At 37.4% G+C, this 12924-nt stretch carries 15 protein-coding genes; 8 read left to right on the top strand and 7 right to left on the bottom strand.

Translation table 11 applies throughout. The annotated features are described in order from the left end of the window. Window positions 1–11: 11 nt before the first annotated feature. Window positions 12–569 (bottom strand): pyroglutamyl-peptidase I family protein, encoded by a 558-nt coding sequence (locus AC33VI_RS00340; RefSeq protein WP_491780283.1) that lies wholly within the window; start codon window positions 567–569, stop codon window positions 12–14. Window positions 570–751: 182 nt separating this feature from the next. On the opposite strand from AC33VI_RS00340, the gene AC33VI_RS00335 reads away from it, so the two are divergent. The 8 genes from AC33VI_RS00335 to AC33VI_RS00300 all read left to right on the top strand — a co-directional run bounded on the left by AC33VI_RS00335 (window position 752) and on the right by AC33VI_RS00300 (window position 8325). Further along, window positions 752–1195 carry a DUF3531 family protein gene (locus tag AC33VI_RS00335; protein WP_491780282.1) on the top strand — a complete coding sequence of 148 codons (444 nt, stop codon included), beginning with the start codon at window positions 752–754 and terminating at the stop codon, window positions 1193–1195. Window positions 1196–1262: 67 nt separating this feature from the next. Beyond that, the gene (locus AC33VI_RS00330) at window positions 1263–2783 is read left to right on the top strand and encodes a DnaJ domain-containing protein (RefSeq protein WP_491780281.1); all 1521 of its coding nucleotides are present in this window, start codon (window positions 1263–1265) and stop codon (window positions 2781–2783) included. A gap of 84 nt (window positions 2784–2867) precedes the next feature. Continuing rightward, window positions 2868–3983, top strand: coding sequence for a Gfo/Idh/MocA family protein (locus AC33VI_RS00325; protein ID WP_491780280.1), 1116 nt, complete (start codon window positions 2868–2870; stop codon window positions 3981–3983). Between the two features lie 256 nt (window positions 3984–4239). Beyond that, the gene (locus AC33VI_RS00320; protein ID WP_491780279.1) at window positions 4240–4470 is read left to right on the top strand and encodes a DUF4327 family protein; all 231 of its coding nucleotides are present in this window, start codon (window positions 4240–4242) and stop codon (window positions 4468–4470) included. Window positions 4471–4553: 83 nt separating this feature from the next. Then, window positions 4554–5990: a DNA phosphorothioation system restriction enzyme gene (locus tag AC33VI_RS00315; RefSeq protein WP_491780278.1), complete on the top strand. Its 1437-nt coding sequence runs from the start codon at window positions 4554–4556 to the stop codon at window positions 5988–5990. 17 nt (window positions 5991–6007) lie between these two features. Then, window positions 6008–6541, top strand: a complete 534-nt coding sequence (locus AC33VI_RS00310) for a hypothetical protein (protein ID WP_491780277.1) — start codon at window positions 6008–6010, stop codon at window positions 6539–6541. A gap of 162 nt (window positions 6542–6703) precedes the next feature. Beyond that, on the top strand, window positions 6704–8002 hold the full coding sequence (gene thrC / locus AC33VI_RS00305; protein WP_491780276.1) for a threonine synthase: 1299 nt from the start codon (window positions 6704–6706) through the stop codon (window positions 8000–8002). 44 nt (window positions 8003–8046) lie between these two features. Further along, window positions 8047–8325: a MoaD/ThiS family protein gene (locus tag AC33VI_RS00300; protein WP_491780275.1), complete on the top strand. Its 279-nt coding sequence runs from the start codon at window positions 8047–8049 to the stop codon at window positions 8323–8325. Window positions 8326–8379: 54 nt separating this feature from the next. On the opposite strand, the gene AC33VI_RS00295 is transcribed toward AC33VI_RS00300, so the two are convergent. From AC33VI_RS00295 to AC33VI_RS00270, 6 genes are all read right to left on the bottom strand, one after another. Then, window positions 8380–8538, bottom strand: coding sequence for a hypothetical protein (locus tag AC33VI_RS00295; protein ID WP_491780274.1), 159 nt, complete (start codon window positions 8536–8538; stop codon window positions 8380–8382). A 228-nt stretch (window positions 8539–8766) separates the two neighbouring features. Then, entirely contained in the window at window positions 8767–9342 is a 576-nt protein-coding gene (locus tag AC33VI_RS00290) for a DUF6262 family protein (RefSeq protein ID WP_491780273.1), read from the bottom strand. Window positions 9343–9652: 310 nt separating this feature from the next. Continuing rightward, the gene (locus AC33VI_RS00285) at window positions 9653–10297 is read right to left on the bottom strand and encodes a class I SAM-dependent methyltransferase (protein WP_491780272.1); all 645 of its coding nucleotides are present in this window, start codon (window positions 10295–10297) and stop codon (window positions 9653–9655) included. A 493-nt stretch (window positions 10298–10790) separates the two neighbouring features. Next, a complete protein-coding gene (locus AC33VI_RS00280; RefSeq protein ID WP_491780271.1) occupies window positions 10791–11369 on the bottom strand; it encodes a DUF4178 domain-containing protein in 579 nt (192 codons plus the stop codon). 157 nt (window positions 11370–11526) lie between these two features. Further along, window positions 11527–12195, bottom strand: coding sequence for a response regulator transcription factor (locus AC33VI_RS00275; RefSeq protein ID WP_491780270.1), 669 nt, complete (start codon window positions 12193–12195; stop codon window positions 11527–11529). After that, window positions 12101–12924: sensor histidine kinase (locus AC33VI_RS00270; protein WP_491780269.1), on the bottom strand; the 824-nt coding region annotated here is incomplete at its 5' end. The genes AC33VI_RS00275 and AC33VI_RS00270, both read right to left, overlap by 95 nt.

Below are 12924 nucleotides of genomic sequence, written 5' to 3'. Positions count from 1 at the left end.
GTTGTTAGTAGTTAGTTGTTTTTAAGATTTGTGTCTGTCTGGATTAGACTGGCAAATTTAAAGGCAAATAACAAAAAGATAACCTGAAAATCGCCCAAGATTAGACCTAAATGATTATTCTCTAATAAAGGTACGTGAACAAAAATAGAATGACATTCTATATCTTGTGATTGGATGTGTTTTAAGACTCGATAATATAATCCTTCACAAACAAATTTTCCTGCATCGTGACTAATTTCTGTTACCATCAATTTTTTAGTTAACTGAATTAAATCGATGGAAGTATGCAAACATTCATCTTCACAATAAGCATGAGATTCGATAGTCAGTTTTTCTCTTTTTTCTGCCATGCCACAGCAGATAATTAGATCGGGATTAAGGCGATTTATTTCCTTAATTACTTGTAGGCTGGCTAATTCAATATTTACAGGCAGATTTCTGAGAAAAAATAAATCGGCATCATGAGAATAATCTAGCTTTTGTATTGCTAACAAAAGATCGTCAGAAGAATTAGACTTTTGGTGGGGAAGCCAAGTTTGAAAGGAGGTTAATAAAATTTTTATTTTCATACACAATGATAAAGTTTAATCGACAGTTATAGCAGCTACAACAATTTATAATTAAAGATACTAGACCGATACACAAAAGTGTTTTAATAATAATGATGTTTTTGTTTGTTCTTATTCCTTTCCCCCTTTCCCTTTACCCTTTACCCCGACTTTTGTAAAAAGCCTACTATTTAACTCGAACTATGGAAGTACAATTTAGAGAATTTAATCCTTTTGATTTGTGGATTTGGTTGGAATTTCCGACAGTTCCTTCTCGAATGGAACAACAATACATTGAAGAACTATTAGATTCTTGGTTTTATTTGGGTAAGTTGGGGGGATTTAATGCCGAGAATTTACAAGTACAAGATACTGGGATTGAAATTAGCTATCTAGAATACGATCGCGAGGATTTAAACAGTTCTTTGATGTCTCCCATGCACAATATGGGAGAAATAGAATATTTGGGCGTATGGGGAAGATGTTGGTTCGATTTGGGTACTAGCGATTTGATTGCGATCGATGTTCTGATTAATGCGATGAATCAATTGAGCCAAGAATTCGTACAAATTAATAAATTAATTATCGGCGGTCAAAATGAAGATTGGCAAGTTGATAGTAAAAACGATAATTCATTTTATAGTTAGTTTTAAAAGTAATTAATTAAACAATCAAATAAAAGTTATAGATCCTAATGCTTTTTTAGCAACGGGATTGGGTACAGTTGGTGGTATTGGAACTTCTGCAATCTTGGGAGGTGTAGGTATTAGTTTTGGGGGTAGTGCCTTCGGAATCGGAATGTGTTCGATGTCTGTTATGGGCGGTATATTTGGCTTGGGTATTTATGGAGTAGCCAAGATGTTCGATTCTTCATCTAGATCTGAATCTTTTGATGATGTTTATAACCGTATGGAAGATAAAGTTATTGATGAAGAGGCTTATTTTCAGGCGATGTTAGAACTATCGCCAGTCTTTGCAGAAATGGCTTGGAAGCAAAAATATAACGATCTAGAAATTGAAGCAGAGTTACAACAATTAAAAGATGAAATAAACAATAATTTTAATAATACCGATCGTATAGAATCTGAAAATTGGGAAATAGAATTAAAAGATAATTTTGTTTGGAAGTCTACTAAAATTTTACAAGGACATACCGCACCAATTAATTCTTTAGCAGTTAGTAATAACTATCTTATTAGTGCTAGTGACGATAATACTGCTAGTTTATGGAATTTAGAAACTGGAAAAATATTATCTTCATTTTACGAACCATCACCAGTCAATAGCATTACTATTAACGATCGCATTATTGTCGGAGCAAATCAAAATAGAAATATAACTAGCTGGAATTTGGCAACTACAAATTTAGAGCGTATTTTTTCTAAGAACTATAATTTTTCGACTACTAATAGTTTATACGATAAAAGCTGTCATGATGGATTAATTCATTCTCTTATTTTGAGTAATGATGGTAATACTTTATTTAGTAGTAGTGGCGATAAAACAATCAGAATTTGGAATGCTATTACAGGAAACTTAAAATACACCTTAAATGGTCATGAAGACTTAGTTTTTAGTTTAGCAATTACATCTTGCGATCGCTTTTTAATTAGTAGTAGTGGCGATCGCACTATTAAAATTTGGGATTTAAACCATCTTACTTCCAAACCACAAGAGATATTAGCACACCAAGACTGGGTAAGCAGCTTAGTCATATCTGCCGATAATAAATATTTAGTTAGTGGAAGTAGAGATAAAACCGTCAAACTTTGGAATTTAGATAATTTAGAACTTGTTTATTGTCTCCAACACGACAGTGAAGTTTGGTCGGTTGCTATTAGTTCTGATAGTGAAACAATTGCTAGTGGTAGTTTAGATAATACCGTTAAATTATGGGAACTAGCTACGGGAAATATCTTACAAACATTAGAAGCTTCCAGTCCTATTGTCTTTAATAATAATGGTAAATATCTAATTACTAGCAATCTCAAAAACCAAATTATTATTTGGCAAAGAAGTACTATTAAAAACCAAATAACCATCGATCGCGAAACACCTCAACCTTGGTGGATAATTCTGGGAATAGAACCTAATGCCAGCTATCAAAAAATCAAAGAAGCTTTTCACAACCTAGCCAAACAATATCATCCCGATCTCAATTCTTCTATAGAAGCAGAAGAAACAATGCAAATCATCAATCAAGCATACTCTCAAGCAATTAAGACTCCAAATTAAATAAGATTAAATCTTAAAATAAATGCTACCAATCGACATCAAGCAGATAAAATTATTTTTGAAGATTGCAAGCAAAATAAAAAAATGGCATCTAACAATCAAATTGGTGTAGCAGTAGTCGGTACGGGATTCGGACAAAAAATACACATTCCAGGTTTTCAACACCATCCTCGCACTGAAGTCGTAGCCGTACACAATCGCGATTTGACCAAAGCTAAAGAAATAGCCGATGCCAATAAAATCTACTATGCCTACAGCGATCTCGATAAAATCCTCTCTCTTCCCGAAGTAGATGCAGTCAGTATCTCTACTCCCCCTTTTTTACACTACGAAATGGCAAAACAAGTTTTAGAAGCCAAGAAACATCTTTTACTAGAAAAGCCAATGGCAATGAATGCCTCCCAGGTTAAAGAACTATACCATTTAGCAGAACAACAGGGAGTAGCCGCGATCGCCGATTTTGAATTTCGTTATGTACCCGCTTGGCAATTTTTAGCCGAACATCTTAAAGATGAATATGTAGGCAAGAAAAGATTGATTAAAATCGATTGGCTGGTGACTAGTCGGGCTAACCCCAAACGAGATTGGAATTGGTATTCTCAGAAAGAGGCTGGAGGCGGTGCTTTAGGTGCAGTAGCTTCCCATGCTTTTGACTATATTAGCTGGTTATTTGGTTCGGTAGCTCGTCTTTCTGGCTATCTCAACTGTGCAATTCCCGAACGCCCAGACCATAACGACGGTGGCAAAATAAAACCCGTAGATGCCGACGATACTTGTCTGATTATGATGGAACTAGAAGACGGTACTCCCGTGCAATTATCTATTAGTTCGGTTACCTATGGCGGTAGAGGACATTGGGTAGAAATATATGGTGAAAAAGGAACATTAGTGTTGGGCAGTAGTAATTTAAAAGATTACGTTCATGGTTTTGAATTATATGCTGCCCCCGCAGGAAAGTCATTGAAAAAAGTATCAGTACCCAAAAAATATGACTTCGATCGCGTCTTTACCGATGGCAGACTAGCCCCTTTTATTCGAGTAGTAGATCGTCTGGTACAATCCATTGATTCGGGAAAATCTTTAGTCCCTTCCTTAAAAGAAGGAGTTTATTCTCAATTGCTGATGGATTTAACTCATCAATCCTACAATCGACAATCTTGGGTAAATGTACCTAAATTAGAAGATTTTTTAAAACTTTAAAAAAGTTTAAGTAATCTTAATAATTAGAGACTGGAAAAATATAACTAAAAAGCATATGATTGTTAGTGTCTACGTAAAAACACTTAATCATATCAGTTTAGCAAGTTCAATTCCGTGTTTTTTGTAACACTTGCTGTTTTATTCAATTATCCATCTGGAAAATTTTCAACCAGATAGTTTAAATTTTTCTGAATTCAGATTCAATGACTCGTTTTTTCACATACCTTTAAGTCAATCAGTAAAATCACTCTGCTTTATGATATCTACAGTATCGACTAAACGCTATTCCATCGGCACAATTCGAGAAGAAGTATTTAATTTGGTAGAAACTGGTGTAGTTTCTCTCGATCAACCTCTAAGAATATTGTGTGAATATTTACCAGCGCAATACTGGCATAAGATCGAGCGAGAATTAGAACGAAACGACTATCTATTGCGCGATCGCATCATCGATCTAATTGGTGCTTTGCGCTGGGAAAATGATTGATCTTTAATTGTTGAGATCGCAGGTCGATTTACTAATTAATAATGAATAAGGAATAATTATTCATTGGCAAATAAAGCTCAATCGTGGACTATATAGATTGGCAGCAGCTATCTACTTCATACCGCAATAAAAATCAAAATTGTCGCTTAAAAGAAAAAAGTTCGGGGTATCGATATAGTAGTGCGGGTACTCCTGCTTTTCCCCAAAACATAGTTCTGAGAACTTACCAACATCAAGCCGTAGCTAATTGGTTGGAAAATCGGGGAAGAGGAACGTTAAAAATGGCAACGGGTAGCGGTAAAACAATTATCGCTCTAGCGATCGCTACCGAACTATACCAGCAAATTGGCTTACAAGCATTAATCATAGTTTGTCCCTATCGTCATTTGGTCAATCAATGGTCGAGAGAATGTCAGAAGTTTTCCCTTCGGGCGATCTCTGCTATGGGAAATTCTGGTATTTGGCAAGGAGAACTCAGCAATCAACTCTATAGTTGCAGCCAACATCCTCAATCTTTTCTGACCATCATTGCTACCAACTCAACTTTCGTTAGCGAAGCATTTCAATCTCAACTTAAATATTTTCCTGCAAAAACTCTAATTGTTGGGGATGAAGCGCACAATCTAGGTTCGAGTCGCTTAGAAGCAAGTTTGCCCCGCAATATTGGCTTGCGTTTGGCTCTTTCAGCAACTCCCGAACGACAATACGACGAATTAGGAACGGAAGCTTTACTCAATTATTTTGGCGAGATAATTCAACCAGAATTTAGTCTGGGGGATGCCATCCAACAGGGGGCATTAGCTCGCTATTTATACTATCCAATCTTGGTCGAACTTACCAACTCCGAAGCCCTAGCTTATGCTAACCTAACCAAACGTATCGGCTGGGCTTTGAGCAAACAAAATAACTTCCAAGATAATAACCTGCTGACTTCTTTACTAACTAAGCGATCGCGTCTGATTGCTACGGCTGCTAATAAATTAGATAGTTTAAGAGAGTTAATGTCATCCAGATTAGATACTAGCCACACCTTATTTTATTGTGGAGATGGATATCTAGAAAATAACCAGCGTCAAATCGATGCAGTCACCCACCTACTAGGAAAAGAATTGGGCTATCGCGTCAATACCTACACTACCGATACTCCTATCGAACAAAGAGAAAACCTACGACTTCAATTCGAGTCTGGAGAATTACAGGGTTTGGTTGCCATTCGTTGTTTGGATGAAGGGATAGACATACCTGCAATTAAAACCGCTGTTATTTTGGCTAGTACGAGCAATCCCCGCCAATTTATTCAACGTCGCGGTAGAATATTACGTCCCCATCCTCAGAAGCAACAAGCAACTTTATACGACACCATCGTCATTCCTCCCAATTTGGATCGGGATACCTGGGAAATAGAAAAAAATCTACTACGCAAAGAGTTGATTCGCTTCATGACCTTTGCCGAATTAGCCGATAATTGCCAAGCAGCAACTAGCAAACTACTACAATTGCAAAACCGATATCAAATATAGAGTAGTTTGACCCGTTAATGTACTTCCGTGCCAAGGATGAAATTAATGGCGAAGAGTTATGGCAAGTAGATAGTTCGGGAAATACTTCTCTAGTTCGAGATATCAGATCTGGTTCGGATGGTTCTTATCCCAACGATTTCACCCCAGTGGGAGATAAATTATACTTTCGTGCTTATGACGGTACTGATGGCTATGAGTTATGGCAGCTAAATAGTTCGGGAACTGTTTCTTTAGTTGAAGACATTAGTTCTAATTTATCTAACTTTCTTTTATATGGTAGCAATGGCAATGACATTCTGAGGGGTAATGCAGGGGCAGATATTTTTGTGCTGGAAACTACCTCTGGTAGTGATACGATCGCCGATTTTAGAAATAATATCGACTCTTTGGGGTTAAGTGGTTCTCTTACTTTTGACAAGTTGGGAATTAGCAATAATTCTGATGAAACTGCTGTTGTAATTGTTGATGCTACTAGAAACAATCGAGTTTTGGCAGTTGTGAATAATATTAGTGCAGGAGATCTGACTATCGACGACTTTGTTGAAATTTAGTTGCAGAACCAAGTATTGCTGAAATACTAGCTATTAAAAAGCTTGAAAGATATATTTCAGGGTCTATTTTTGATACCCGACTAAGATTGTCGGGTATGTTTGACTCATAATTTTTGGCTGTGATACTATCAAATCACTGTTGACGGAAATAAAGAAAAATCAATGACTCAGACACCAATCAAAACCACTAAGGGCAAAACATTTACTCACCTAGTATCTAAAGAAGGTGGGGTGAAATATCCTCTCAAAGCCCTGAACGTATGCGAAGAAACTTTTTCTCCTTTAGAAGTAGCGTACGATTACGATGAAATTCGCCGTCAAGTCAGTCGCGAAACCATTGAAGCAGGCCCTAACTCCATTTGGCGTTATAAAGCATTTTTACCTGTAGAAAGCGAAAACCCCATTGACGTAGGTACGGGAATGACTCCCTTGGTAAAATCCAATCGTTTAGCTCGTCGTCTGGGTCTTAAAAATCTTTATATCAAAAACGATGCGGTTAATATGCCTACTCTTAGCTTCAAAGATAGAGTGGTATCCGTAGCCTTAACCCGCGCTAGAGAACTGGGATTTTCTACCGTATCTTGTGCTAGTACTGGTAACTTGGCTAATTCCACTGCTGCGATCGCAGCTCATGCTGGATTGGACTGTTGCGTCTTTATTCCTTCCGACTTAGAAGCGGGTAAAGTCTTGGGTACTTTAATCTACAACCCCACTTTGATGGCTGTCAAAGGCAACTACGACCAAGTTAACCGTCTTTGTTCTGAAGTAGGCAACACTTACGGTTGGGGTTTTGTAAACATCAACCTTCGCCCCTACTATTCCGAAGGATCTAAAACTTTGGGTTACGAAGTAGCCGAACAATTGGGTTGGCAACTACCAGACCATATCGTCGCACCTCTGGCTTCTGGATCTCTATTTACCAAAATCTACAAAGGATTCCAAGAATTCATTAAAGTTGGTTTAGTAGATGAAAAAACAGTCCGCTTCAGTGGCGCGCAAGCAGAAGGGTGTTCTCCCATCGCTCAAGCTTTTAAAGAAGGTAGAGACTTCGTTACTCCCGTCAAACCCAACACCATTGCTAAATCCATTGCAATTGGTAATCCTGCTGATGGTTACTATGCTTTAGATGTAGCTCGCAAAACTAATGGTAATATTGAATCTGTCACCGATGCCGAAATCGTTGAAGGTATGAAGCTACTAGCCGAGACAGAAGGTATCTTCACCGAAACTGCTGGCGGTACTACTATTGCAGTTCTGAAAAAGCTCGTCGAAGCAGGTAAAATTAACCCCGATGAGAAAACTGTTGTTTACATCACTGGTAACGGCTTGAAAACTCAAGAAGCAGTCCAAGGATATATCGGTGAACCTTTCATTATAGAACCCAAACTAGAAAGCTTCGAGCGTGCTTTAGAACGTTCTCGCACTCTAGAACGTTTGGAATGGCAACAAACTAACGTTTAAATATTTGGCACTCAACACTTATCATTTATCATTCAATATTGACCATGACCGTAAAAGTATTAGTTCCTACACCCCTACAAAAATTTACTAACAACCAAGCTACGATCGAGTGCAGTGGTAGTAGTAATATCGACGAGCTTATCGACGCTTTAGAAAATAATTGTCCTGGTATTAAAGCTCGTATTTGCGACGAAACAGGCAAACCCCGTCGTTTTCTCAATCTTTATGTCAACAGCGAAGACATCCGTTTTCTTGATGGGACGGATACCACTTTAGCAGATGGCGATGAAGTTAGTATTGTTCCTGCGGTTGCAGGGGGCTAAGGGTAAATAGTTCTAGATTTCTAAAATAATATTATTTACAGATTTCCGTAACAGTTATGGGGTTAGTTTAATTACTAACCTTTTTTTTGTCGGGAATTTATATTGAGTGCGATCGATAGTTATTATTAAGCGATCGCCTTTTTTAGATTGACTGGCAATTATTTGTTTTATTACAGGAAACCACAGTAGAGACAAACTTAAATTTGATGACATTAAAAATCTGGTAGGGTGCTAATTTTGATATAGCTTTTCGGCAATTTCGGTTTTATACTTTATCAAAAATTGCTAGATTGCACTCAGTTATTCATTCCTAAGATACACATACAGGATTTATAATTTTTAATTTTGCAGGTCATTTAGTACCTGTATTTTTTTAGAAAACCCTAGCTGAGTTTTTTTGTAATAAAATATTTTCTTCTTTTATTTGTAGCTTATTGAAAATCATTTGATTTCATTTTTGAAATTCTTAGAAATCATCTTTGTGACATTTGTATTCTTGGATGCTATCTCTTGCGCTACCTTTTTTGCCGTTTCCAATTCTATTTCATCTTGGGTATCATAACCCCGACTTAGAATAAAATTTCTCGTCTCCTCTAAAGTTTGTCTGGTAAATTCCAACTCTTGTTTTAGCTGTTGATTCTCTATTTGTAACTGATTTAAAGAGCTTTTCTTTCCTTTGATACTCTTGATGTAAGCTTTTAGCTTTTCTATTTTTTGGATTAATTTTAACTTTTCGCTTTCTAATTTATTTATCCGATCGCTACAAGTATCTGGCAAATCATTACCTTGTTTTATTTTCTTTTTTTGTTGCTCTTTTAAAGCTTTTATTTTATTCACTAATTCTGGATATTTATATATATAACTAACAGAAACCCCTGCTTGTTTGGCGACAGATCTCACAGTTATTTTAAGATGATTTTCTACTAAATATTCTATTGCGTTTTTAGTCTTGTTTAATGCTTCTTGCTGCTTTTTTTTACTAGCTTGGCTTAAAGCTGCTATCTGTTTTTCTGACATATAACCGATCTTATATTTTTCCGCAAAACGATGTGGACGCTGTAGACACTTTTCTTCTACTACCGATAATTACTGTTATCGGTAGTAGGATTTATTCAAGTTATATATAGATTTGAGGGGGATTAGGCAAATACAACCTCCAAAATAATGGCGATCGCAACTATAATCAAATGCGATTGCCCACTCTGATGATTTTCCATCAAAATAAATTTTATCGACTGAATAATGATAGGTGTTCATTAGTTTGAGTAATTTTTAATTAAATATTTTTCGTACTGATATGAAAAATATATCTTCAAAAGAAACTAGTTTATTTTCTGGCTTTAACATACAAATTATTAGCCTCTTGCCATTCTTTACCCAGGGCAATTAATTCCTCAATCGTCTTCTGAAATTCAGTTTGTAGAAGCTGCAATTCCGTTTCAGATAAATCCAATAAAGGATTATCTCTAGGGTAAAACTCTCGTTCCATTCTTGCCATACCTAAGCTTTTAGTTAATCTATATAGTTGTGGATATTGTTCGACTTCAATACTTTTAAATCCCGACTTTTGCAAAAGAGAAATACACTTTTCTGGAGTCCATAGAGGTCTAAGAATATGAGGAAGTTCGATATTAAATAAATCTCGACATAGCTTAACCCTCAGATCTGCCAAATAAGAATTGCGATCGGGGGTGGTAAAAGCAAAACACCCCTCTGGCTTCAACCAGCCATAGCATTTATCGAGAATGGCAGGAATATCGCTAACATATACCAAAGCAGAACAACAAAAAATGCGATCGAACTGTTCGTTATTAAAATCAATCGCTTCAATGTCTGCTTCGATTAACTCCAAATTATCTATATCTGCTTGGGCGATCTTTTTCTTAGCTTGAGCCAACATCACAGGGGAAATATCCACTCCGATCGCATTACCATGAGGGAGAATAGCCTGAGCCGCAGGAATTGCTACCAAACCAGTACCCGTAGCAATATCTAGAACAAGATTGCCCCGAAGTCAACGGAACGTATTCTAAGAGCCTTTTAGCTTCCTTAGGATGACTATCCCCTTCACGATCGTATGCCGTTCTTCGATTGAAAAAATCGATTACCTGTTGTTTATAGTTCCGCTGCATCTCATTCCATCTATAACTAAATTTTGTAATTACCTAACCAATATTGCGATCGCCATAATTAATTAAGTGTGTCATAATTTTAAAATTGACACAATAAAATATCCTTTCAAAAACGGTTTCCAATACTTATATTCCTTTTCTCTTAGTCTCCCACTCCAACGAACTACAGAAATTTTGGGGATTATTTATTAAATTTGCGATCGCTATAATTATAAAATGTGTCATAATTTTAAAATCGACACATACTTTCGATTGAACTGTAAATGCTCTCGATGCAGCAGTTAAACCAAAGATTAGACAGACAGCTAATCAAACCGTTGTTCATTATTGCCTCTACCCATAAACCTTTTGACCATCTCCAGGAAGAAAATTAAGGCTTCTGGGATTAATCTTATTACCCAAACACACTTCAATATCCTCTCCCCAAATCTCCACTGACAGACGATGAGAAGTAGAACTTTTATAATCAAAATAATGACAGCTTTGTTCTTGACGATTGAGAGTATTTCCCAAGCGCATCATCTTCGCCGTACCAGAATCAGCTAGTTTATATTCAATCCCTTGGTGAGTTAAGACTTTAGGCAGAGTGGAAGGTAAATCGGGAAAGTCGATAACCTCAAACAAACAGACTTCCACAAAGTCATCTTCTTCTACTGAAAGCCAGAGAATATCATCTTCATCTCGTAGTAGATATTCAAACCAGTTATATTCGCTGATGTTGTAGATTAGCTTTCCTTCCACAAACCAATCAATACCATTGTGTTGAACAATATCGCCAATTTCTAGATTAAAAATATTCTTTTCGGTTGGAGGTAACTTACCTTTGGATTTACTAGCAGGAAGTATACCTTTTTGCTGTGCTACCAATAAAACAATACCTGCCACGACAATTAAGAAAAAAACCAAATTCATGATCGATAGTACATCTATTTTTTCTCTTTTACCTTATCGATCCAGATCGACTATGACAGGAGTATGGTAATGATTCGTTAACTTTGTTGTTCCCATTCCCCAGTCACCCAAAAAAATAAATTAAATAGTAAGGAAATCAATTAAAACGACCATATAATTAGGGGCGCAAACGATAGCCAACACCCCTTACAGTTTCAATTAAATTATTACCCAGCTTTTTTCGCAAATAACCAACATAAACATCCACAATATTAGAGCCAGGATCGTAGTCGTATCCCCAAATGCGATCGAGTAGCTGCTGTCGGCTCATAACCTGCATCGGATGGCGTGCTAAAGTTTCTGCAAGGATAAATTCTCGCGCTGAAAGTTCTATTTCTTGCCCTTTGAGCCAAACTTGTCGTGTGAGTAAATTTAAAGTGAGATTGCCTATTTGCAGTTTGGTTTCTTCTTTTGCTACTGAGCGATCGACTTTACGCAACTGAACGCGAATGCGGGCTAGCAATTCTTCAAAACGAAAGGGTTTAGTAATATAGTCATCCGCTCCTCTTTCTAAACCCAAGACCATATCATCTAAACCATCTCGTGCCGACAGTACGATGATAGATAGGGTTTCACCCCGTCCTCGTAGCTCTCTGAGAACTTCCATACCGTCCATTCCAGGAAGTCCTAAATCTAAAATTAAAAGCTCAAAATCTTGGCTGTTGGCTACATTAGCTACTTGTCTGCCATTATTAGCGGTAAGAGTCGTGTACCCGTGCGACTGTAGTCCTGCTTCGATGAATTCGACGATGCGAGGGTTGTCTTCGGCAATTAGAATTCGATTCATTCAATATCTCCTGAGAGATCGGCAATACGATCGTAAAGGTAGAACCATTTCCCAACTCTGAGTCTAGTTCCACCCAGCCATTGTGGGCAGTAACCACAGCTTCGACAATTGATAGACCCAAACCCGCGCCTTCTGCGGGAGAATAGCGATCTCCTTCACTAGCGCGAGTAAAGCGATCAAAAATTCTTTTTCGGTCTTCGGGGGCAATACCTTCTCCAGTATCTCGCACCCATAAGTAGACATAATCGCCTCGCACTATCGAGCCTAGAGTAATAGTATCATTTTCTTGAGTGTGCCTGACGGCATTCTGCACTAGATTCATCACCGCCTGGGTCAAACGTCCTTTATTGATCGCCACAGGACTCAAGCCTTTTGATTCTAGTCGCCAATCTCTGTTAGCAATGGCTCTTGCTTTTAAATATAGTTCTTCGGTAAACCAGTCTAATTCTTCGCTTTTAAGCCTCAAGAAATTGGGCTGTTCTACCTTGGCGATGAGCAATAGGTCGTTAACCAAACGACTCATCCGACTGAGTTCGTCGGTTACTAAGGCGATTGTTTCTTCTTGTTTTTCGGGACGATATTTAAGTATTTCTAAATGACCCTGAATTACCGTAATGGGGGTTCGCAATTCATGTCCCGCATCTTTCAAAAACTCCTGCTGGCTCTCAAACGCCGACTGAAGGCGATCGAGCATAGCGTTAAAGGTGGCACTCAGTTCGGCAATTTCAT

Source organism: Waterburya sp. (genome assembly GCF_058530065.1).
Note: the sequence above shows the minus strand (reverse complement) of the source record. Positions and strands in the feature narration are given on the sequence as shown.